The 23093-nt window shown below is 58.8% G+C and carries 20 protein-coding genes; 13 read left to right on the forward strand and 7 right to left on the reverse strand.

Annotated features, from left to right (window positions below; translation table 11 throughout):
• Positions 1-32 precede the first annotated feature (32 nt).
• The 4 genes from F2Q65_RS06905 to F2Q65_RS06920 all read right to left on the reverse strand — a co-directional run bounded on the left by F2Q65_RS06905 (position 33) and on the right by F2Q65_RS06920 (position 4148).
• Positions 33-692, reverse strand: coding sequence for a hypothetical protein (locus F2Q65_RS06905; protein WP_150091754.1), 660 nt, complete (start codon positions 690-692; stop codon positions 33-35).
• Positions 689-2260, reverse strand: coding sequence for a calponin homology domain-containing protein (locus tag F2Q65_RS06910; RefSeq protein WP_150091756.1), 1572 nt, complete (start codon positions 2258-2260; stop codon positions 689-691). Before F2Q65_RS06910 ends, F2Q65_RS06905 begins: the two co-directional genes overlap by 4 nt.
• Complete coding sequence (locus tag F2Q65_RS06915) at positions 2257-2952, reverse strand: sulfotransferase family 2 domain-containing protein (protein ID WP_150091758.1); 696 nt, start codon at positions 2950-2952, stop codon at positions 2257-2259. Before F2Q65_RS06915 ends, F2Q65_RS06910 begins: the two co-directional genes overlap by 4 nt.
• 80 nt (positions 2953-3032) lie before the next feature.
• The gene (locus F2Q65_RS06920; protein WP_150091760.1) at positions 3033-4148 is read right to left on the reverse strand and encodes a hypothetical protein; all 1116 of its coding nucleotides are present in this window, start codon (positions 4146-4148) and stop codon (positions 3033-3035) included.
• A 355-nt stretch (positions 4149-4503) separates the two neighbouring features.
• On the opposite strand from F2Q65_RS06920, the gene F2Q65_RS06925 reads away from it, so the two are divergent.
• The 6 genes from F2Q65_RS06925 to F2Q65_RS06950 all read left to right on the forward strand — a co-directional run bounded on the left by F2Q65_RS06925 (position 4504) and on the right by F2Q65_RS06950 (position 11330).
• On the forward strand, positions 4504-5799 hold the full coding sequence (locus tag F2Q65_RS06925; RefSeq protein ID WP_170265570.1) for a polysaccharide pyruvyl transferase family protein: 1296 nt from the start codon (positions 4504-4506) through the stop codon (positions 5797-5799).
• Positions 5800-5878: 79 nt separating this feature from the next.
• Positions 5879-7129 carry a glycosyltransferase family 4 protein gene (locus tag F2Q65_RS06930; protein ID WP_246156032.1) on the forward strand — a complete coding sequence of 417 codons (1251 nt, stop codon included), beginning with the start codon at positions 5879-5881 and terminating at the stop codon, positions 7127-7129.
• A gap of 18 nt (positions 7130-7147) precedes the next feature.
• Complete coding sequence (locus F2Q65_RS06935) at positions 7148-8296, forward strand: glycosyl transferase family 90 (RefSeq protein WP_150091766.1); 1149 nt, start codon at positions 7148-7150, stop codon at positions 8294-8296.
• Complete coding sequence (locus F2Q65_RS06940) at positions 8293-9312, forward strand: glycosyltransferase family 4 protein (protein WP_150091768.1); 1020 nt, start codon at positions 8293-8295, stop codon at positions 9310-9312. Before F2Q65_RS06935 ends, F2Q65_RS06940 begins: the two co-directional genes overlap by 4 nt.
• A gap of 85 nt (positions 9313-9397) precedes the next feature.
• Complete coding sequence (locus F2Q65_RS06945; protein ID WP_150091770.1) at positions 9398-10528, forward strand: glycosyltransferase family 4 protein; 1131 nt, start codon at positions 9398-9400, stop codon at positions 10526-10528.
• Complete coding sequence (locus tag F2Q65_RS06950; protein WP_150091772.1) at positions 10521-11330, forward strand: class I SAM-dependent methyltransferase; 810 nt, start codon at positions 10521-10523, stop codon at positions 11328-11330. The genes F2Q65_RS06945 and F2Q65_RS06950 overlap by 8 nt, the downstream gene beginning before the upstream one ends.
• 13 nt (positions 11331-11343) lie before the next feature.
• On the opposite strand, the gene F2Q65_RS06955 is transcribed toward F2Q65_RS06950, so the two are convergent.
• The 3 genes from F2Q65_RS06955 to F2Q65_RS06965 form a co-directional block, all read right to left on the reverse strand.
• On the reverse strand, positions 11344-12735 hold the full coding sequence (locus F2Q65_RS06955; RefSeq protein WP_150091774.1) for a flippase: 1392 nt from the start codon (positions 12733-12735) through the stop codon (positions 11344-11346).
• Positions 12736-12853: 118 nt separating this feature from the next.
• Entirely contained in the window at positions 12854-14293 is a 1440-nt protein-coding gene (locus F2Q65_RS06960; protein WP_150091776.1) for a hypothetical protein, read from the reverse strand.
• Positions 14293-15438, reverse strand: coding sequence for a hypothetical protein (locus F2Q65_RS06965; RefSeq protein ID WP_150091778.1), 1146 nt, complete (start codon positions 15436-15438; stop codon positions 14293-14295). The genes F2Q65_RS06960 and F2Q65_RS06965 overlap by 1 nt, the downstream gene beginning before the upstream one ends.
• 297 nt (positions 15439-15735) lie before the next feature.
• Between F2Q65_RS06965 and F2Q65_RS06970 the strand changes: the two genes are divergently transcribed.
• The 7 genes from F2Q65_RS06970 to F2Q65_RS07000 form a co-directional block, all read left to right on the forward strand.
• Positions 15736-16671, forward strand: coding sequence for a glycosyltransferase family 2 protein (locus F2Q65_RS06970; RefSeq protein WP_150091780.1), 936 nt, complete (start codon positions 15736-15738; stop codon positions 16669-16671).
• 57 nt (positions 16672-16728) lie between these two features.
• Positions 16729-17982 carry a glycosyltransferase gene (locus tag F2Q65_RS06975; RefSeq protein ID WP_150091782.1) on the forward strand — a complete coding sequence of 418 codons (1254 nt, stop codon included), beginning with the start codon at positions 16729-16731 and terminating at the stop codon, positions 17980-17982.
• Complete coding sequence (locus F2Q65_RS06980; protein WP_150091784.1) at positions 17979-19070, forward strand: glycosyltransferase family 4 protein; 1092 nt, start codon at positions 17979-17981, stop codon at positions 19068-19070. Before F2Q65_RS06975 ends, F2Q65_RS06980 begins: the two co-directional genes overlap by 4 nt.
• On the forward strand, positions 19067-20359 hold the full coding sequence (locus F2Q65_RS06985) for a polysaccharide pyruvyl transferase family protein (protein WP_150091786.1): 1293 nt from the start codon (positions 19067-19069) through the stop codon (positions 20357-20359). The genes F2Q65_RS06980 and F2Q65_RS06985 overlap by 4 nt, the downstream gene beginning before the upstream one ends.
• Entirely contained in the window at positions 20359-21639 is a 1281-nt protein-coding gene (locus F2Q65_RS06990; protein WP_150091788.1) for an oligosaccharide flippase family protein, read from the forward strand. The genes F2Q65_RS06985 and F2Q65_RS06990 overlap by 1 nt, the downstream gene beginning before the upstream one ends.
• A gap of 32 nt (positions 21640-21671) precedes the next feature.
• The gene (locus F2Q65_RS06995; RefSeq protein WP_170265572.1) at positions 21672-22544 is read left to right on the forward strand and encodes a phosphotransferase family protein; all 873 of its coding nucleotides are present in this window, start codon (positions 21672-21674) and stop codon (positions 22542-22544) included.
• A gap of 331 nt (positions 22545-22875) precedes the next feature.
• A partial coding sequence (locus F2Q65_RS07000; protein ID WP_170265574.1) for an FAD-dependent oxidoreductase occupies positions 22876-23093 on the forward strand: 218 nt, incomplete at its 3' end.

A 23093-nucleotide genomic window follows, 5' to 3' on the forward strand; every position in this document is an offset into this window, starting at 1 on the left:
CTGGGTCGCATCTACCGCGGCCCTGTCGGCGGCTAATTTTTAATGACATGCCGTTTCACAGCGCCATGCGCATGATAGCCGCCGTGGGGCATCACGAAACGCATGATCTTCTCGCGGCTTGCGAACATCGGGTGCAGGATCTCGACCATTTGATCAGCGAACGCGCCAGGGTCCGCCTGGATCGCTTCGAGCTGAAACACGTGATGCGGCAAATGCAGCGACGCCTGGAACCGACGCACCTTGGCACTGTGGTTGAAGGCAACCTCGATCAGATGTTCGCCTTGCGCCGTCCAGTTGCGCCCGTCGTGACGGGCGGAAGATCGGGCGATCTCGTAGAGGTCGCGATAAACGAACAAGAAGCAAGGATTGATCAGCAAGGGAAGGACCCGCTCGATGTAGTAGATGTTGTTCGGGAATTTCCATCCCCAATAACGGTGCGTCAGGTTACGGGCCCGAATGACAGGCGCCAACTGCTCGGGCGCCTCAGACGCCAAGTGTGGTTGTATCTTGAACTCGGGATCTTCGTATTGCAGCGTTCGGTACTTCCCCATATACACTCCTGCCGCGTCCAGCGCGCCGGCCAGCAGACTGGTTCCGCCGCGGGGGCAACCGAGCACGACGAAGGTTCGGCGAGTGCGGGTCGGCCAAAGCCCCAACAGGCGCGCGACGATCGTTCTCGAAGTTCGGATCATCTCGACATCACCTCGAGGCGGGCGGAAAAGTCATTCAGCCAGTGCTCGTATCGGTCGTTCACATAATCGAAGATTTGATAATCCAGTCGGTTGGATCGGATGAACAGCTCTCGGCCGTCATCGCATGTGGCATAAGGGGCACCGACGTTTCGGGTCACCCCGGTCGGCTCCTGCGCGTCCAGGGCGTTGGCCAGGCTGGCAATAAGGCGCATCACCTGTTGGTGCGGGACGACCGCGATATAGCGCTCCTCCAGGTGCGTCCGCACCCGCGCGAACCGCTGCCATCCGGTCGCGCCGCCGAAGTACCGTGCCAGGTAGTCTACCGCGCAGGGGTGGTGCTCCTGTAGCGCGGTTTCTACCGCCTCGAACAGCGAGCGCTGACCGATCAGTCTGTAGGCAGGGTGTTCCGGACGAGCGCTGACGAAGGCATGAAAGCTGCGGAAGCGCTCGAAGGGCTCCCGAACTGCCGCCAGGTAGATACAGCGCCGATTGAAGCACCGCTCCCAGTGTCCGAAATGAAAATGTCCGGATATGAGTTGAATCAACTCGCGCTCGGTCGGCGCTAGATCGGTCGGGCGTTCGACGTCCTGCTTGCGCAGATCGAGTACTTTTTGTGGAATCAAGATGCGCCTCAGAGAGTGGACGAGCGTCGAGCCTGCCGTCTTCTCCAAATGCGTATGGACCAGCAGATTGCGTTCGAAAAAATTGGTCATGCGCGTTGACATGGCAGCGGTGCGCCTTCCTTTGGCGGCCGATATCGACCGCGGCTGCACCACTGACCCTTGCTCGGCATCCAGATCCACCGGCGGCAGCTGACGCGATGCGTTGAGTAAGGCCTGGTCGGCCGCATCGAGATCTTCAGCCATCTGTTGCTCGATCTGGCGACCGAAGCGTTGCAGCAGGAACAGCGTCTGGTTGACCGTGAGCTCGTCACGATGGCGACGGATGATGCCTTTGTTGAGCTGCGTAAAGGCAGTCGCCTTGACCCGGTCCGCGAGCTGGGTCAAGTCCAGGTCGTCCGGCAAGGCTAGCTCCAATTGCGCCGCAACCCGGCTTAAAAAGGTCTCGCTGCGAAAGGCAACCTCCTCGTAGTGGGTTGCAATGAAACCGGGCAGGCGAACCCACTCCTCGAATCGGGCAAGCTGAGCTCCGTACCGCTCGAGTGCCGCTTGCCAGGTCTGCATGCGCTGGAAGGCACCCCGGCCGCGCTGGCGTGCACGCTGCCCCGCGTCGAGTAAGGAGAGGAGGTTGTCACGGGGGTCGCGGAAATTTGCCTGTCCTTTGATTCGACCTTCAGCAACGAGCTCGCGGATCGCGTCATGGGGAGCGCCATGGGTCTTGAAGACGACAATGCGTGGGCATGGCGCGATCTCCTCGATAACCTGCAATCCGTTGCGATCAAGCTCGCGGATCTTGCGATTCGACAAGAAGTTGACCTTTTTTCCATCTTCGATCAGAGAAATCTGCATGCGTTCCTGCGGATGGCCCAAGGATTCCAGTAAGGCCCGAGTCAGCTCAAAGGCGAGCGTGCTGCCGGACTTGGTAATGCCGTAACAGAGATAGATCATTGAGTCCCGGCCCCGTCCTTAGTCTCGGGAAAACCATAGCCGAATAGCTCGATATCGAGCGCATAGCGTGCTGTGACGCTGGCTCGGCCGGGATCCGTATACATGTTATAAACAGTGGCTAACGCGGGGCGTATATGCGATTTTTTTCTGCCTAGCCGTTGGGGCTCGAAGGGAATCCCAAGCCGTGAGCAGATTCGTTCCAGATCGGGTAGGAGAGATTCGAAGCGAATCACATCGGAGAGACAGTATTGCTTCCCAATCATGAATTTGTCGCGATCGATGGGCGGCTTGTCGTCAGCGAGCCAGACCTCGAAGGCCGCGCGCTCGGTGGCCAGATCGGCAATGGGCACTCGTCGACGATGCTTCTGATGGAAATAGGCCGAGATGGCCTTTTCGTAGGGATTCCGAATCGTAGCGAACCGAAAATAGCTGGACCAAATGTCCTCGCCGATACCTTCGCGAATCTTTCTCGCTGGCATGTGCGCCAACCATCCGCTTTGCTCCAGACCTTTGCTGCCGCGTGCGCCGATAATGCCGTGCTCCGAGATATAGGCTCGCTTGCCATTCCGTTCAGACGGGGCTTTGGGATCATCGGGCGCCATACAATATGGTTCGAAATAGCACTCCACCGAAGTCCCTGCGGTCTTTTTGGTCTTCATGAAGATGAATTGATAGCGGTGGCTGATCAACAACGTTTGGTTCCTCCGAGTGTCAAGTGCGATGTCCCGGTCCCCGGAGTCCACCTCCGGGAAACCGGCAAGGAACGATGGCTTCAGAGCACATCGCCCTCGTCTTCCGCAGCGGATCCTGCCTTCCTTGCAAAGGGGCATCGGGGCGACGATACGCCCTGTTGCAGGTCTGCGTAGCATTGCAGCAGCGGGTGGATGCGGCCAACGAACATGAACTGCCCCGCGAGTCGCTGCAGCAAGCCGATTGCCTTGCGGAGCAGCAGCAGATAGGTGACGGCGGGCGCCAGGAGCGTGCTCAGACTGTTGTCCGGGTCCCCTGTAGTCAGCATCAGGAGCGGAAAGACAACGAGCGCGACTGGGAAGAGATACTCGACTAGCATCGGCCCGCGCTTCATTTCGCGTCGGATGTGCAGCTTGCTTGCCATGAGGTCAGCGACCGGCCCTGTCCGGAGCATGGCCCGCACGCGACCGTCCCAGTGCTCGTTTCGATCGGGATCAGCGCGCTCGGCCTCGAGATCCTCGGCTAGTGCATTGATCTCCTCGCGTGCGCGAGCGGCCAGTGATTGGGTGTCGCTGATCGCCCCGGTCACTGATCCAAGTGAGCGGGCGTAGAGCAACGCGGCGAGCGCCGCACCGATCAGGAAGATCGCCGTGAATCCAGGACTCAACCACAACAGTACGCTCAAGAAGACCATCAGCTCCAACAGGTCGGAGAGACCGGTCGCCAGCTGGCGCATCAAAATACCGCAGGCAAAGGCCACAGAGCCCAGGACATCGTGGACCGCCAGCCGTCGCTGCTTGCGGCGTTGCAGGCCCCCAGTCATTTCGAGTCCCCGTAGCGCGGCTGCGTTCGCGGTTCCACGCACCAGCCTCAATGCGAGTTGGTATCTAAGATAGTCGACCTGCAAGGCAGCGACCATGAGTAACACGATGAGACCAATCAGCAGCCAAAGTAAGGTAACATTGGCAGGCAACGACCAAGGCCCAAGCGCTAGATCCACGCCATCCTGCGTTGCGAAGCCGATCAGCGGCATGAGCGCCAGGTAACCCGCGGCGTTTAGAGCCGAGGCGAGGATACCGAGAAGGCCGATCTTCGTCAGCGTCTTGGTTTGCCTGGGAGCGAAGGTGCCCAGGACCAAGGTGACGGGCAGGAGAAACTCGCGCAACCTGCTGATGCTTGGGTGGATGATGAGTTTCACGGTGGTCCGCAATGCATCGCATAATGGTCTGGCCAGCCCGGCTCTATTGTACCCCACTCAGCGATCTGTCCTGGCCTGCTGCCGCGTGCTGGAAGGCTTACCCGTTGAGTTGCGCGCTTGGATTGGGTGCCTGAGAACCGGTCTTCGGCAGTTCACGGCACGTTGCAATCGATCGAAGATGATGTGAATTATGGGGTTAAATGGCCATCGCGCTACCGAACCTGGCCTCTGGAAGCGGCCCCCGACCTTTCCCGCTCAGGATCCTTGCTGGACAGCAGCGTTGAGACGAGTCCGACGACTCGTAGATTCGTGTCGGTTCGAGCGCGTTTACGCACCGATCGAGTTCGTCGCTCTCTTGGGTGAGTCGGCTTCCTGTGCTGTCGAGACTTATCTCGAGCTGCCGCGTGACGGCGACCTGCTGCTGATACATAAGGGCCAGACTGAGCACTGGTCGCTGCAGTCCCTGCAGCAGCTTGGCCAGTTCAGCTGTCTCTGGGCGAATTCGGTATTCGCGCTCTATGCGCATCGGAGCCGGCGACGCTGGTCGGACTGGCCGATCGCGCGTCACGTCCCGCGCCGGGGGTCTCTGGAGCGGCTTCCGGTAAAGCGTCCGGGGACGCCAGAGGTCTTGCTGATCAGCGCCGGGAATATGGGGAACCTTGGTGATGATGCCGTCACCACCTGCGCGGCGCGCATCATTGGCGCCGCTGCTGGCGCTGCCCACATCGTGCGGCGTGGACCGCCGATCATGCGCGCCGACGTCGCACGGGCGTCATGCGTGGTGCTCGGCGGTGGCGGTCTGCTTTATGATGCCTGTCCCCACAACCTCCAGAACTACGCGCTGCCCCTGCTAATGGCCGCCGAGCTGCATCGACCCGCGGTCTGTCTGGGAATCGGCACCCAAGGCGTTCGCACCGATCTCGGTCGGCGTTTGCTCGCCCATGCGCTGAGCAACTGCCGCTGGGTCTCCGTGCGAGATCCCGGGGATGCAGATCGATTGCGAGATATCGCCCCAGACGCCAAGCTGTCCGTCGACCAGGACCTCGCGTTTCACCTTGGGACCGTCGCTGTCCGGACGGGCAGCATCAACCCCGAGTATCCACGTATTGGCGTGTCCTGGGTATCTCCGGAGCCAATGCTTGCAAAGGACAACATGCGAAAATATCAACGCGCGATCGACGAGACGGCCGACCTCGCTCCCCCTGGGGCGTCCATTGAGCTAGTCGTTCAAAGCCGTGACGATTTGTCGATGTATCAAAGATGGCAAAATCATAAGGGCCTACGGATCAGGACCTTCAAGGGCCAGGCCATAGAAGCGGTTCTGGAATACTATGCTTGCTTGGACTTGGTTCTTACCTCACGTTATCACGGATTTATTTTTGCGCTTTTGACGGGGCGCCCCGTGATCTGCACTGGCAGTTCGCAGGGAAAGATCGCTAGACTCATTAAATATGCGGTACCGAGCGCCGAGCCCTGCTTTATTGCCTTAGCAGAATTCGACAGCTCGGTCTTACATGAAAGATTGATAAGATACATGAATGACCCACATGCCTTGATGCCAAAGGCCAGTGAGGTCATAGCTTGTGTCGAGCGAGCCAGGGCTCTCGATCAGCGCCTTGCATATGAATGTGGAAAAATCAGCGGGCAATAGGTCGAACAATTCACGGCTGTCGTGACCTGCCACCTCTGTTACGGTGCTAGATTAGATGCAACAAGGCCGTATACTCTGCTTGACGTCGAACTTCCCGCGTTGGTCTGGAGATTCTACAACTCCGTTCGTCCTCCATCTCGCCCAAGACCTGCAGGCATTCGGCTGGCAAGTGGACGTGCTTGCGCCGCACGCATCTGGTGCAAAACGGTCCGAAGTCATTGACGGCGTACGCATCGATCGCTTTCGTTATCTCTGGCCGGAGCATCAACAAACCGTCTGTTATCAGGGCGGTGCATTGGTCCAGCTGCGCAACAATCCCCTCAACAAGCTTAAATTGCCAGCCCTGATTGCTGCGGAGATGCTCGCAACCGTCCGTCGACTCCGTCTGGGTCACTATGACCTAATGCACTCACATTGGATTCTGCCGCAAGGCTTTACCGGGATGGTAGCACGGCGCGCGCATTCTCTCCCGCACGTAGTGACCGTGCATGGCGGGGATATCTTTGGTCTAAAAGGCAGATTCATGGAGTGGTTCAAGCGGGCACCCCTGCATGATGCTGATGCGGTCACTGTCAACAGTTCCGTTACCGAGCAGGCGGTCAATCGCGTCGCCCCTGGCGTTAGGCTTTTAGAGCGTATCCCGATGGGTGTTTCCATTTCTCCACTGGACGAACGCCAGATAGCCCTCGCGGCCCAGTTGCGCGAGCGTTACAGGTCCAGCACTGGACCGCTTCTATTATTCACCGGGCGCATTGTAGGTGAAAAGGGCGTCGAAGACCTGTTGCTTGCGACCAACCTTCTGCGACGAAGTTTGCCAAACGTCCGTACGCTCATTGTCGGTGACGGGCCAGATCGCCCGGCGCTGGAACAACTCGCCCAGAGTCTAGGCGACGCTGATATCATAAATTTCAGCGGTTGGGTCGCACCCCACGACATTCCGGCTTATCTTCGAGCGGCGGACATCTTCATTGGCCCTTCACGCACCGCTGCCGATGGCTGGATCGAAGCTCAGGGACTTGCGATCCTGGAAGCGATGGCCGCGAGGACCCCTGTGATTGCCTCACGTTCGGGTGGCATTATCGATACCGTACAACATGAGGAAACTGGGATCTTAGTCGATGAGCGTGCCCCGGAACAGATAGCCGCCGCCATCGAACGCATCGTCCACAATGGCAATCTACGACGGAAGATCACCGAGAATGCGGCCCGCTGTGCGCAATCGCGCTTTTCTCGCGACAGCTCGGCCAAGGCCTTCTCCGCCCTGTTTGCGCAGCTTGTCCCACATTGTAAATCAGGTTCGCCGGAGCCCACGCATAGACGACTTAAGTGACGAAGTTCGGGGCAGCATGTGATTCATGGCACAAAACGTACAATCGGACGACTCCGTCGTCTGCAATCGTTCCTGGCTTACACCCGCTTTCAGCTTCCTAGAGAGCTACCAGAAGCGATCACTCGCCAACGTTTCAGCTGGCTGGACGAACAGCTAGACACGGATTTTGCCCATTTTCGTAACCAAAGCAACCGCCAGGTCCTCGACAACTGCTGGCCGGCTGCGCAGAAGACGTCCCGAGCGTATCTACGTTTCACAGTGAAGCGTGGCGCACTTTACGTCAATGCCACCAAGGCTGCACGAATGCGCGCTTCCTCGCGATCTCGCGTGCTGACGATGTTAATGCGCGCTATTCATCGCTCGAGCCTGTTGCCAGAAGGACTCGACATGATCATTCTCCTCGAGGATGGTTACGAACCAGACGAAGACCTTGGTCTACATGCCCCCATTTGTGCTTTTAACTACAACGCCAGCCTGGACCGCCGCGCTATTCTCATACCAGACCCTGTCACACTGCTCTATTGGCGACCCCTGCATCAAGCGATTCAATCGGCGAACGGGCGATCGCGGTGGGAGATGAAAGCCCCGCGGGCTTTCTGGCGCGGAAGTACCACCGGTGCTGTACTCACCGAGGCCAACTTCGCGTCACTACCCCGCGCCCAACTGGTTGCGCTTTCTCAGCTTGACGCACGCATCGATGCAGCGTTTACCAACCTCACTCAAGGAGATGAGGCGGCCTATCGCGCGTTGCGCCGCACCTATCGACTTAGCCCCTGGATCAGCCCGGAAGATCACGTCCGCTATCGATACCTCGTGTGCGCGGATGGAAACTCTTCGACATGGCCCGGACTTCTCTGGCGACTGGCGACTAACTCTTTGGTGATCAAGCAGCGCAGCGACAACATCCAATGGTTCTATCGTGCCTTGCAGCCAGGCGTTCATTATGTCGAGGTTGATCGTCAGTTTCGTAACCTGCCTCAAGTTCTCGATAAGTTGTACGACGAGGAGACACCCGTTAGGCAGATCATAAAGAATGCCAACAAGTTCGTGGAAGAAAACATGCAGATGTCGGATCTCTGTGCGCAGATGTATTGGACCATTCAACGTTACGCCCGCGAGATACAGAAGCTCGATTTACCCGATAAGCGGCGGGGTGAGCGTCCTTGAAAATCTGGCTACCCTATGTTCATGCGGGAACAGGTGCGGACGTGTATACGCTCTCCCTCGCAGAAGCACTGGAGCAGCTCGGTCTGAGTGTCGTGGCTTCGCCGTATCGGCATCAATGGCAATACTTTCCATGGCGCCTACGTCTTGCAAGGATCCCCGAGAAAACGGACCTCATCGTGGCGAACAGTTGGAACGCATTCGCGTTCACTGGGCGAGGTAAGCCAGTGATTGCTGTTGAGCACCATACCATAGTCGACTCGGAAAACGCCTCTTACACAAATATCCTGCAGGACATCTTCCATAAAATCTTCGTCAAGTTTTTCCTGTGTCGATCGAACGACACTGTCTCTCGCGTGGTGGCTGTAAGCCAGTACACCGCAAGCACCTGGCATCGCAGTATCGGAGGCGAAGAGCCGATCGTTATCTATAATGGCGTCGACACTGACTACTTCTCGCCAGAACCCGGGCATGCCCTCAACGCCAAAAATGATAAGTTCCGACTGCTGTTTGTAGGAAAGCCTTGCCGTCGGAAAGGGGTTGACTTATTACCTGAGATCATGTCGTGTCTAGGCCCGGACTTCGAGCTTCGTTGTGTCGGATCTCACGCACTGCCCCGGCGTCTTCGAGAGCACCCTCGTATCCGTCATCTCGGTCGGCTCAGCTTAGACGGTCTCAGGTCGGAATACCGGCGCGCCCAGCTATTACTCGCGCCGAGCCTACTGGAAGGCTTTGGCCTTGCAGCGGCCGAAGCCATGAGTTGTGGAACACCAGTTGTCGCGAGCAACGCGCATGCGTTCCGCGAACTGATTCGGCACGATCAAACAGGCGCGCTTTGCATGATGGACAGCGTAGAAGACTTCGTGCGTCAGATTAAGAGACTCGCCACAGACCCTGAGCGGCTCGATCGCCTCTCGCTCATGAGTCGCGCGCGGGCTGTTCAAAATTTCTCTCGTCGGCGAATGGCATACGAATACCTCAGACTTTTTCAGAACGCCTTGTCAAGACCCGCTGCATAAAATGGCGGGCCTAGGCCAATAATCTCATTCAATCAATTGCTGCTGAAGCTAAGTAGCTCCATAAGACGACCGAGAATAGCAACGCATGAATTTCAGAGGTAATCTTAGGATCGGTCTCGATGGGCGTCCACTGACGCAGCGGCGTAGCGGAATTGGTCGATACGTCTTTGAACTGAGCAAGGTATTGCATGAGGAGCTGCCGGATGCGGAGTTCTTTGCTTTTGGACGCTCAGAAATGACGACTCCGGTGCAAAGCTCGCGATGGCATTGTCTCGAGGAAAAATCGCGATTGTCCTCGAAACTCCCCGGGCAGTTCTGGATTCGTTGGCGAGTGCCACAGTTGATGAGGCAACTCGAGCTTGATGTTTTCTGGGGTTCCGCAGGTATCCTACCAGCCCGCACCTACTCCACGAGCACATTGCTCACGATCCACGATTTCAACGTTATCGTGGCGCCGAAAACGATGCCGATGATTAACTGGGCGGCATCCAGATTGTTTCAGCGCAAGGATATATTGTCAGCCGATGCCTTAGCCACAAATTCGTTTGGTACGGCTACACGGCTCGGTCAATACTACAGCAAGAACGCTGTTGCAGTGGTTCCGCCCGCGGTTTCAGAACCGTTCTTGGCTTGGGAACGGGAGCCTGCTTGCTCTTTGCTAGAGCAGTATGGACTCGCCGCCGGAAAATATTGGCTTATGGTCTCTAATCTTGAGCCACGCAAGAATATCGAAACAGCTGTTCAGGCGTTTCTAGCCATGAAGCGCGCCGGCGAGATTGACGGTGTCAAGCTTGCAATATGCAGTGCTTCGGGATGGAAAAATCGAGGGTTGATCCGACTGCTCAACGATTCTCGAGCACTCGGTGTGACTCAGCTGAGTTACGTTCCTGATGAGCATCTTTACACCCTGTTACGAGGCGCGAAGCTTTTTCTTTTTCCCTCTATCTACGAAGGATACGGTATGCCGGTGCTTGAAGCACTCGCATGCGAAACGCCGGTAGTCACCACAGATCTTCCCGAATTAAGAGAAGCTTCTTTCGGACTAGCGAACTACGTTTCCCCGACCATCCAGGGTGTAATCCTTGGGGTACGCGCGGCCATGGAGCGGCCCCGGCCGACGTTAAGAGGTGTGCCTGAAGTGCCCACGTGGAAAAACAGCGGAAGACTATTGGCAGGCGTAATCTCAGACATGGCTCGGAAGAGATCAGATGCGTAAATCGCTACAGTATTGGATCGAGAGACGGCAGTGGGAAGGCCTGGCCGAGATCGACGCGCTCGGTTCAATCTTGAATGACCCCTCGCTCCAAGACGGGGGTTGGGAGCTAGGCTCATTCCTTGCAACCGGCACACGCGAGATTGCGAGTTTGTTGGCACTGCTTGAGTCGATAAATGCATCACCACCGGACTGGGATTCCGCGCTTGACTTCGGATGTGGTGTCGGCCGCCTGACGCGGGCATTGGCGTTTCGGTTTGCCTACGTGACGGGGGTGGATGCGAGCGCGACCATGCTTTGCAAAGCCCGTTCTATTAACGGTGACTTGACGAATGTCGAGTTTATTACTAACACCTCGAGTGGGCTCGAGAACGTCACCAATAGCGCTTACTCAATTGTGGTTTCTTCCATCGTGCTACAGCATATTCCACCACCTCATGCGGAGCGCTTCATCTCGGAATTTTTTCGGGTTCTGAAGCCAGGCGGAATTGCTGCATTTCAAATCCCGGTTGAAGATTTACGTCAAGTCTCGCTTTTGAGGCGTATTCTATGGAAGATTCGTCCTAGGGCTTTGCTTGCCTTGCTAGGGGTAGGGAAGGAATTCAGTTTCTCAATGCATACGGTTCCGGAAGATCGAATACGTGAGATCATTGAGCGGGCGGGAGCTGATGTATGCGCGGTACTAAGTACGAATCATACGAACAGCGACTTTAACGGAGCCATCGAAATAGTCGAAAAAGGAGGCCATAATGGTGGCCTTGCGAGCCGGCTTTTTGTGGTGAGAAAGCCACTGACGTGGGCTTGATTTGGTTAGCAATTCAATCATGGCTAGATATTTTCGTCTCCTTTGGTCGGCGTTTCCAGCTTAAAGATCCGATCTTGCGAAGCTGATTGCTCGATCTCAGCAGGTTCATCGATTTGAGTTTCATCCCAAACATCTGTCGAGTCACGGGGTGAAGGGCATCAAAAAACCAACCCGCTGCGGCTTGCGATACAACCGTGGCGATCGCCGCGCCAATGGCGCCATAGTGTGGGATCGTTAACCAGTTGAGAAGCACATTAACGACTGCGCCAAGTGCTGTCCGTTGGAAACTCAAAAACTGGAGATTCTCGGCTAGAAACCATCTGCTACTGGCAAATCCCAGAAACACGAAAACCGCCGCCCAAATGTGAATCGTAAGCACATGGCCCGACGCCGCAAAGGCTTCACCGAATAGCGCTGTCACGATCGGTGTGGATAAAAATGACATTGGGAGCGCGACTGCTATAGACAGCCAGACCATCAAATCGTAAAGGTCTTGCATGCGTTGGTGGTAATGCGCTTTACTGCGTCGTTTTGTTTCGAGGATCGCGGGAAACACCGAAGTCACGATCATCATCGGAACGAAGTACCAAGCCTCGCTAATGCGAACCGCGGTGCTGTAGATGGCTACCGCTTCGTCGCCTACCATCTGTCCTAGCATGATCTGATCGATCTTCATATAGATCATGATCGTAATGCTGGATAGTAGCAACGGCCAGCTATCCAACAACAGTTCCTTCGCACGAAAAATCGTGATCCTCAGTCGGCGCAGTGCGGATTCGCGAAGGCAAATTAAAGTGCTCATCAACAGTGCAATCAGGCCGGCTTCGGCCAGTGTTGCCCAGGCAAAAGCGACTAGCGGTGCATCGTTGAGGATCAGAATGCCCTTAATCGCAGCGAAGATGAAGAAGCTGCCGACCTGCGCCCAGACGCTATATTTCGACAGCACCTGCGACTCGAACCAATACGCAGCTACTTCGCTGGCTTTCAATAGGGTTGCCGAGCCCAGAATTGCTACCAGCGCCTTGGCGAGTAGGTCGTCAGGACGTAGCAAGAAAATGATTCCAAGGATGAGGCCGTAAGCAAGCAGGCCGCCGAAAAACAGCAGCAGGGTGGCGGTTCCAAGGGTCTCTTCTTTGCCCGCGGGGTTGCGCGCAATGTCCCGAACCACGATGTCTTTTAGGCCAAGACCGGCGAACGCGCCAGACAGGCCGACCAGGGCGGTGGAAAAGCTCAAAAGGCCGAACTGTTCTGGGCCAAGGTAGCGCGCCATCCAGATGGTAAGGATGAGTCCAACAGTGATATGCAGAATTCTGCCGAGAAAAAGCCAGCTGATGTTTTCGACGATCTTGAGGAGATTCGGCCGATTTGCGATCCGGCGACGGACAAAGTTGGGCGTGAGGTTCACGATGTCTGTGAGTTAGTGTTTATCACAGTTGAGGTGCCATTAGTTCCGCCATTTTCGGCATTGACAGGAACGCAGATTAAAGGAGGATGCCCGCGTAGTTCGTATTCTTCTATCTACGTCAAGCAATAGCTGTCAATTGTGCGTCCAAGTTCGCGTTTCTTTTCTGCGCGCGTTGGCATCGATTGCTCATGTTCAACCACAACAGCATTGAGAAGAACATGAGCGAGGGGGCGAGGTGCAGCATGATGCGATTATCGGCGGTGTGTCGCATGGCGCCGCCCGCATAGCGCGTGAACAAAAACAACACGAAGAACAGCGCCACCGCCGTGGCTAAGGCGGCACCTAGGGTGACCAATGGCCTTGGCCATGACCTTCGCGTCCAGAACGCAGCTACCAGACTAGCGACTAACAGCACAGAGAGCAGCCAGAACAACAGATGCCAGTTGGCATGAACGAATAGACTTTCTAACAATGGCCAGAATGCCTTACTACGAAATTCCAGACGCAGGCCCGCAAGCGTGTGACCCGCCACGTTCAGGTTCTCCGGTATAAGCAGCAGCGTGATGACCACCAGTGTTGCTCCAGCGGCCGTTGCAAGGAGCAACCAGCGCCAGGGCAGGAAGCGTACGGCCAACGCAGGCACGAAGGTCAGCAGCCAAAACAGGCCCTCGTTCTTGATCAATGGGCAAGCCAAGGCAAAGACCAATGCCAGCAGCCCATCGCGCCAGTCGTCTGTCCGGGTCCACTGGTAGAAGGCGGTGATCGCCGCCAGATAGATAAATCCGAGAAAGATATCCGCGTATCCCGCGAGCACCGTCTGTAGATTCACGATTGGCATGCTCACCAACAGGTAGCAGAACAGCGTTGCGGCCAGAGGCCCAGTGCCGGCGCGACGAGCCTGACCGAAGAACAGCAGCGCACCAGCGACCAGCAACAACACCCAGGGCAGATTCACCAGGGCATCGTCCCAGCGCCCCAGAAGAACGCTCATCCAGGTCTGCAACAAGGGTGTGGTGATCGGGTAATCCGGATGATTGTCGGTAAAGACGTGCGTACTCCCCGAGGCCAGCCAGTCGTCATAGGGCACGAAGGGTAGCAGCGCCTGGGCATCGGACCACACCTTGGCCTTGGTCGCCCAGTGCATATAGGCGTCCCATGGGAAGAGCGGTCGCCAGGATACTTCCAGCCAAAAGCCACCGATGCGCACTGCTGCGGCTGCGACGAGCGCTGCGATCAGGAGCTTTTGCCAGGCGGGCAACGCGCGATAGGCGTCCGTGACCCACACCCCGCCGAGCGTCCTGGGGCTGGTCCGATGCACCATGCCGAGCGTGGCGGCCACAAGCACCAGTGGGGGCAACAGTATCCCCGCGCTAAGGCGCAAACCCAGCAGATCGACGCCGCGCATGAAGATCGTCAGTGTCAGGACGCCGACCAGAAAGCCATAGCCCAGCAACAGTGAGCGCCGCCCTGCCTGAGCATCTGGCAACAGCCGGTGCACGATCAGTATCCCGATCAACCAAGGCAGGCCCAGCGCAACGAATACCCGCAGACTATCCATTACAACACCTGGTAGAGCTGGCCGAGCGCGTCGATATGGACTGGCTTGGCCTCGACACGCTGTCGGCGACCCCATAACAATTCGCCAGCGGTCGCATCGAAGCGCACCTGTTGCGACTGCAGCAGCAGGACGAAGTCGCCGGCGCGGACGGCGTCCGCGGCGGGCATCTCTTTTCGACTGCGGGCCCAATAGGGATTGTGGGGGTAGAGGTGATACGCCGCCCTTAGCCCGAGATACTCCGACGAGGTGGCAACGAAGACGCGTGCTGGCGGGTCTCCTATCTGTGGGCGAATCCTGTCGATGAGGCGATAGACGGGGCCATCGGGCGCGTTCAAGGACTTCTGGTGGTTGCTCTGGCCAGCGAAATCAGCCCTTGTTTCGGCCAGTTGCCGCCATAACGACCACTGCCAAGGTGCGTCCAGCGCCACCCAGCCAAGCAGAAAAATGCCACCCGCGACCCGCCAGTCGAACTGGATGCGGTGGCGTAGCACCGACCAAATCAAGAGGTAGCACCCAAGTGCCATGGCCAGGAACAGGACAACAACCGGCACTCGGAAAGCTAACAATGCGCCCGGAAGCCTGCCTGGATAGGCATTGATCGATGACTGCGTCCAGGGTGTCCGTTCTCCCCACCGCGCCAGAAGCGATTGAGCCGCTACCGCAGGTGTCGCCGGCATGAGCCGAAGCTCTTCAATGACGACCCTTTGGTTCGGTGCCCCTTGCAGCGCCAGCCCGAGCAGCGTGACGGTGTCGCGCCAGGCTGCGAATGCACCAAGGTTCAAGGTGACATCGGCCCAGCTGTCGAGGGGCAAGCTGGCCTGCCGCAGCGGGCTGCGGGGTTGCTTACCTTCTCGAAAAAGAGGGCTTTTTGGTGTCGCCGTTTGCCAGATCAGCGCTGCGCCTTTGAGCTTGCGGAAGTCTGAAACACGAAGCTGTAGGAACCCATAGTCGCTGGCCACGAAACCAGCCGAGGGCATCCGGACGATGGCCTTGCCCGACGCATCGAGCCTGATCTCGATCGCCGAGCCAGATGGCGCGCTGACGCCCCGTGGAACCCCCATCGTAGAGCCAGTCCAGGACAGGTGCGCCGGGGAGGCGTTGGTGGACGAGCTGCCAGCGGCCTCCACCTTGGGGTTGAGTTCCACCAACCAGACCGCCAGTAGACCACATCCCAGTGACAGGGTCAGCCACAGCCACCAGACATGGGCTAGTAGACCCGAACGGTTCTTATGCTGGGATTTCAGGGGAGTATGGCGCTGTGAGTCCAAGATCAGTCCCTTTGAGGGGCCGCGTTAGGGAGTTCACCGAGGCGATCGGCGTGAAGGCCCGGCATGTCGGCACCGGGGTCGCAACCGCTGTGCTCTGCGGTGATAATAGCAGTCCTGCACCGGCCACGGGATCGCCGGAATTACCTTGAACGCCTGGAGTAACGGAACAGCCCTGTGAAGCTCATCATTCAGATTCCCTGCTTCAACGAGGAACAGACCCTTGGAATCACCTTGGCAGGGCTGCCCAGGCAGGTGCCTGGCTGTGACGCTGTAGAATGGCTGGTGATTGACGATGGCAGTACGGATCGGACCGTCGAGGTCGCACGCCAAGGCGGCGTGGATCACATCATCCGCCACACGCACAACCAAGGGCTGGCCCGCGCCTTCATGAGTGGCCTTGATGCCTGTCTTCGGCTCGGCGCCGACATCATCGTCAACACGGATGGCGACAACCAGTACGACGGCGCCGATATTCCGCGCTTGCTCGAGCCCATTCTGGCGTATCGTGCCGAGATGGTGATCGGTGCGCGTCCGATCGATGCACTCGAGCACTTCTCCCCGACCAAGAAGCTCCTGCAAAAGCTCGGCAGTTGGGTCGTTCGCGTCGTCAGTCAGACGGACATCCCAGACGCCCCCAGCGGTTTTCGAGCCATGACGCGGCACGCTGCTTCACGCCTCATGGTCTTCAACGACTACACCTATACGCTCGAAACCCTGATCCAGGCCGGACAGAAGAACATGTCCGTTACCTCGGTGCCGGTGCACGTCAACCCGGATCTGCGCGCATCGCGGCTGGTGCGAAGCATCCCCTACTACATCGGGCGCAGCATCCCGACCATTCTGCGCATCTTCGTCATCTACCGCCCGTTCCGTTTCTTCGGCACCCTGGGCTTGGTGCTCTTCAGCCTGGGGACCATCATCGGCCTGCGCTTCGTCTGGCACTACCTACAAGGCGAGGGTAGCGGACACGTCCAGTCCCTGATTTTGGCCAGCATCCTGCTCACCCTTGGCTTCCAGACCCTGCTCATGGCGTTGGTCGCCGACCTGTTGGCGGCCAATCGAAAACTGCTTGAGGACCTGCGTGCGCGGTCTGTATCATCTGTGGAGTAGCTTGTCGACATAAAGAGGACGATAGGGGCCTGATGGACGGTTGATCTCCAGAATGACATGCCAAGCATTCTTTACACGACATCAACCCTGCCACAATGGCCCTCGGACCCGGAGCCGCGCTTCGTCCTCGATTTGGCCCGGGCACTGCCGTCAGATTGGCGTGCGACCATTCTTGCTCCCAGGGCACCCGGCGCCCGAGCACATGAGGAACTGGAAGGCATTGAGGTCATCCGCTATCGCTATGCGCCAATGGCCCGCTGGCAGACGCTTTGCTACCCGGGCTCGATCCTTGGGCGGTTGCGGCAAAACCCACTGCTGATGGCGCTAGTCCCGGGACTGCTGATGGGTCTGCGCCATGCCCTGGCGACGGAACTGCGACGGCATCAGTTCGATTGTGTTCACGCCCATTGGTTGTTTCCTCAGGGATTGATGCACACGCTCGGATTTCCCCACAAGTCGCATCCACCGTTGATTGTCACCACCCACGGCGGCGATCTCGGTCTTGCGCAACGCTGGCTGCTGTTGCGCGTGCTGCTGGGGAGTGTCGTACGGCGGGCCGACCGGGTAACGATGGTGGCACCAGCGATGCGCGAGCAACTGGCTGCCTTGGATCGTCAGGTCGACCCCACGCAAATGCCAGTGATTCCAATGGGGGTGGACCTCACGCGTTTTCGGCCTGAGCGGCGCGATATTGCTTGGCTCGCGACCCGAGGCCTGTCTCCACCGGTCATCCTGTTCGTCGGTCGCTTAGTCGCGAAGAAGGGGGTATCGACTTTGCTTGATGCCTTTTCCCGCTTAGAGCGGCCTGCAACCTTGGCAATCTGTGGTGATGGCCCCGAGGCTGCGGGGCTGCGCCGGCGCACGGCTGCCCTCGGTCTCTGCACACGAGTGCGGTTCTTAGGGGCCCTTGACCATCAAGAACTTGCGGTGGCCTATGCCTCTTCCGACATGTTCTGCGCACCGTCCATCCCTGCGCCTAATGGAGACCTGGACGGGATGCCGACTGTACTGGCCGAGGCTGCCGCATCTGGTCTGCCACTGGTAGGCAGTGATTTGGCCGGTATCCCACTGATGATCCTGCCGGGGCGTACCGGTCTACTGGCACCCCCGGGCGATGCATCTGCCTTTGCGCAAGCGCTGGATCTGTTGCTGGCCGACACCCCATTGCGGCATCGCCTGGGTACGGGGGCGCTGGCGGCGGCAGCGGAATTCAGTTGGCCAGCCGTGGCGGCGCGCTTCGTCGAGGTCTACCATGCCAGCATTGAAAGGCGACGTCGGGGGCTTCTGCCGATACCCGGAGTGATGACATGAGGGTCTGTCTCGTCGCGACCGAGTTCCTCGGCTGGGGCAATGCCGGCGGCTTTGGCTTCGCCACCCGTTCACTCGCGCGCGGGCTCTCCGCGCAGGGGATCGATGTGCGCGTCGTCCTACCTCAGCCCCGTGGGACCGTCGCGCGGCGCGTGCTGCTTGACGGCGTCGAGGTGTTGGCCTATCAGCGGCTCGACATCGCTGCAGGCACCGCGCTGCTCGCGGATGCGAACGCCGATGTCTACCACAGCCAAGAGCCATCGCTGGGGACCTGGCTTGCCCAGCGCGCGCGTCCGGACCGATTGCATCTGGTGACGAGCCGCGATCCCCGCATGGCCCGGGACTGGTGGCAGGAACTGCGTTACCCCACCTACAGCCCGCTGCAGGTCTTGCGCACGGCGGCCTATTACGAGAATCCGCCAACCCGTTGGGCGGTGCGCCGGGCCGCCGCTATCTATGTGCCAGCTCGGTTCCTGATCGAGCGGGTGGCGCGCAAGTACCGTCTAGAGACCCGGCCGCGCTTTCTGCCGACGCCGATCCAGATCCCAGCGCGGGTGGAGAAGGCCGCGGAGCCGACCGTCTGCTTCGTCGGGCGGCTCGACCGGCGCAAACGTCCCGAGCGTTTTTTCGCGCTGGCCGCCGCGTTTCCGCAGGTGCGCTTCATCGTCGCCGGCGCAGCCCAGGATCCGCGCTTTGCGGCGCAACTGGCACGGCTCGCGCCGCCCAACCTCGACCAGCGTGGCTTCGTCGACCAGTTTGCCGGCGAGGAGCTATCAGAGATCCTGGGTCATTCGTGGGTGCTGGTCAACACCTCGGCCCGTGAAGGGCTACCGAACAGCTTCATCGAGGCCTGCGCGCACCGCTGCGCGATCCTGAGTCCGGTGGACCCGGACGGCTTTGCGAACCGATTCGGCGCGGTGGTCGAGGACGGCGATTTCGTCGCGGGGCTGCACCGCCTGCTCGACGACGGCCGCTGGCGCGTGGCCGGCGAGGCAGGCTATTCATACGTGGTCGAGACCAACGACTTCGACCGTGCGGTCAACGCGCATATCCACGAATATCAGCGATTGCTTGCGGAGAAGCGTCTTTGAGCGCACGACACACCCTGTTGTTGCTCAGCTCTCAGCAGCACTGCCTCGACCAACTTCCCAATCTGGGTGACCGCGCCATGTTCGGCGGCCTCTTGACCCTGATCAAGCGTCATGGCGACTGTCGGGTTCTACATGCCCCCTGGAAGGCCTTTCCACTCCTGACTGGCGCTTCACTGGGGCGCTCTAGTGCTGAACCTGCGATGACCTTGGCCGCGTGGGCCAGGCGTCTTGGCAAATACTCGGCCGTTCGCACGCAGCTTGAAGACTGGATGGCTACTCGACTCGATCAGCCGCCATTACCATGGATCGCGCATGCCACGGGGCTGGCCGCCGCAGTCCGTCGGCGGACCGGGGTATCCTGGCTCGACGCCCTGCGCACGCGTCTGCCGGCCCACCAAGCGAGGTCCTTCCTCCGGCAGATCGGCGACGCCGATGCAGGACTCCTTTGCGGCGGCGGGATCTTTGCCGATCACCTCGGGCGTTCATTGCCTGCGCGCCTGTTCGAGCCCTATTTGACCCTCGCCGCAGGGCGGCCCACGGCCGTCGTGAGCTACAGCCTTTCGCTGGCGCGACCATCGCACCAAGCACTAGCCCGCGCGGTGCTGCCGCGCATCACAGTGCATCAGCTTCGCGAGCCCCGCTCGCGGCCGGTGTTGACCGAGCTCGGGGTGCTCGAAGAGCGCATCATCGACTCAGTGGACACCGCCTTTGCGATGCCGGCGCCAGCGCGGACTGTCTCGGCTGAGCACTCTCGGGACATTGCAATCATGATTCGCGGTGATCGTTCGGTAGATCTCGATGCCTGGGCGACGCTCGTGGAGAGGCTGCGTCAGCGCTACGGGGTGCGAGTACATTACCTGCACGGCTCGCTGCACCATGATCCGCCGGTGCGCCGCGCGCTTGGTCGGCGCTGCCGGCTCGACGACGACGGCCGTCCCGATGATCTGACTGGTCTGCTTGCGGGGCTCGGTCGAATGGCGATGCTGATAACGGATCGTTACCACGGTTTTGTGTTTGCGCTCCAGACAGGTACGCCTGTGTTACCCGTCGCATCGACCACACACAAGACCGCAGGCCTGTTGGACCTCCTCGGCCAATCTGAGCCTGTACTGCCGCCGCTGACGGGCGCGCTGCTTGATGCCTATTTGACTGCCGTTGACGCGGTATGGGAGCAGCGCGTCAGCCTGTCTGCAAGGGGGGTGCGGTTTGCGGACAACGCATGCAAGCAACTTGATCGGGACTATGCAGAGTTGTTTCGACGTTTGTGGGCCGCAGCAGCTCGTCAATAATGACAGACTCTGCTGGCATGGGCCACGGAAATGAATACCGCTCCATCGCACGTAACACTGTTCATCTGGTCGGTGCACAGACTCTGGCTCGGGGCCTGCGCATACTCTATCTCGTCGCTTTAGCGCGGCTGCTTGGCCCTGAGCTATTTGCGCTGCTAAGCAATGCCCAGTTTTGGCAGCTCCTGTTTTTGCCCTTGGTGGTCTTCGGTACGGGCCGATTGTTGAGCCGAGAAATCGGCCGGAATCCCGCCGCCTTTTCCGAGATCTTGGCAGCTACGCTGACACTGCGTCTGGCGCTGGGTTTCTTGGTCGCGTCAGCGGCTGCGCTGGCTGGTTGGTGGCTGACATCGGATCCTGCCGAGCGATCCGTGCTGGTGTTATTCTCGGTCGCTCTGTTGGCACGCGGGGTTGCGGGATGGACCCAGCAGGTTTTCATCGCTTCGGAGTCGAGCCACCTGCTCCTGCGTCAAGAGATCGGCTGGCGCGCCGCTGAAGCCGTTCTCGGCCTCGCGACGCTAGTCGCTGAGGCCGGGCTTCTCGGGGTTGCTGCCGTTCACGTCCTGACTTGGCTCCTGCAGGCAGGTTCGGGATTATTGGTGGTGCATCGTCAGCTGCATCGTGTCACCTTCGGTTGGCACCGAAGTCAGCTGCGCGTTTTGTTGCAGGACGGCCTCAGCGCCATGCTCGTCGCCCTTGCGCTCTCGGTGATGCTCAATGGCAGCCTGCCGGTCTACCTGAAGCTTTTCCCGGGTCACACCGATGGTGGCCAACTGGCGGTTGTGCTACAGGCGTTGTCGGTGCTGCTGTTATTACCGAAAGGGATTGCCAAGAGTACGTTGCCGATTCTTGGTCGACAGGTGGCAGCCAGCGCTGAGCACGCGGGGCGAACCATCGTCTGGCTGCTCGTTGTGTCGCTATCGGCAGCCGTTGTGCTTGTCCTCCTCGGTATGGCTCTGGCTAGCGACGTGGCCGTCTTGTTGCTAGGCAACGCCTATGCGCAGGCCGGTGCTTGGCTTGGCCCTAGCCTATGGCTGATGTTGCCGTTCGCTGGCGGACATTTGCTGACACAACTTCTGTTCGCTCATGGCGACGTATGGGCTAGCACAACCCGGGCGTGGGTTGGGGCGCTAGTGACCTTGATCGCTCTATGGCCGTTGGGCGCTCAAATGGGTGCACTTGGTGTCGTAAATGCGATCGGTATCGGACTGTCGGTTTGGGCTTTCGCGCTAGGCCAATTGGCTGTGTCGCGCGGATATATACGCATCGGGCCCCTTACATGAAAGGGGCTTGCCCGGTTCGGTGGTATCAAACAATGACACAGGCGGCACTTTATAATCACTATAGTAAGGTAGCAACATTGAAAAAGATTGGCCAAGGGGGAAGCGCCGAGGTCTTTGATCTTGGCAACGGTGAGATCTTAAAACTGTTTTTTCTCCACAGGGAGGATTATTGTCAGCAAGAGATGGAAAATTATCGCCTTATCGAGAAGACGAACTTGCCGATCATGCACCTTGATCGATCCGTCAAGATTGCTGGTCGGTCAGGACTAGTTTTTTCTGGTGCGCTGGTCGGAGCAACCATCGGTCAGATCATTAAAAAGACACCGTGGCGTACCATCGAACTGGCCCGCTTGCTGGCAGATCTGCACGTTCGAATTCACGAGCAAGAAGCACCTCACTTGCCGTCGTTCCACTCAAGACTGAAAACGCGAATTGAAAAAGAACGTAGGCTGACTCAGCTAATTCGGTCAAATTTGTTGGCGGCGGCAGATAAACTGCCACGGGGCGATCGTCTATGCCATGGCGATTTCCATATCGATAACGTCATCATTGGAGATGGCAGATGCTTGATTATAGACTGGAACAGCTGTTCTCGTGGTGCGGTGGCTTGTGATGTTTACAAGACGCTAGCTTGTTTGCTCTACGAGAATCGTGAGCTTCCATTTTTTTACAGGAAAGCCCAGCGCCCGCTTCGACGTCTATTAGCTCGGGAATATCTATCATATTACTCTAAAAAAGCTGGTATTCATCTGGCGCCAAAGGGCAAAGTATTCAATCTGATTGACATTGGCTTTAGGCTAAGGAAAGGACCAAAAACACACGAGCATGCATTGAGAGAACTCTCCATGCGGGGCGGGTTCAATAGCGGCGAGTCTCCGACAGGCAATATCGCGCACTGGCCCTGAGATCGGTAGCGAAGAAGAAGCAAGCACTGATTTTCATCTCAACCTCCCTGCAACCAAGCCTCAGGCGCGATCGACACGAACCGCTCGATCGTGACGCTGCCGGAACCGACCACGACATCGGGAAGGCCGCCAAAGTGCTCGGCAGGGGCGACGAGCCCCATGCTTGACCGGCGCGGATAGCCGCTCTTGACCTCGATGGGAACAGTTCGTGCGCCCAGTGGCACGATGGAATCTACCTCCCGGTTACGCTCGCGCCGGTAGGTCACTTCTATGCCGGGGGCGCTTCGCGCCGACCTACGACGAGACCGACGAGCGGATCCACGCGGGCGACATGGTGGTCGAGGCCATCGGCCAGATGGCCGACACCGACCTGCTCGGCGAGGCCCTGACAGAGCAGCTCGAATGGCAGCGCGGCCGGCTCCAGGTGGACGCCGCCGGATGCACCAGCGAGGCCTGGCTCTGGGCCGCCGGCGACATGGTGCGCGGCCCGGACGTGGTCACCGCCGTCGCCGACGGCCACCGCGTCGCCGCCAGCATCCATGCCGCGCT

The sequence above is a fragment of the Thiohalocapsa marina genome, assembly GCF_008632335.1.
In the GTDB taxonomy this organism is placed as follows: domain Bacteria; phylum Pseudomonadota; class Gammaproteobacteria; order Chromatiales; family Chromatiaceae; genus Thiohalocapsa; species Thiohalocapsa marina.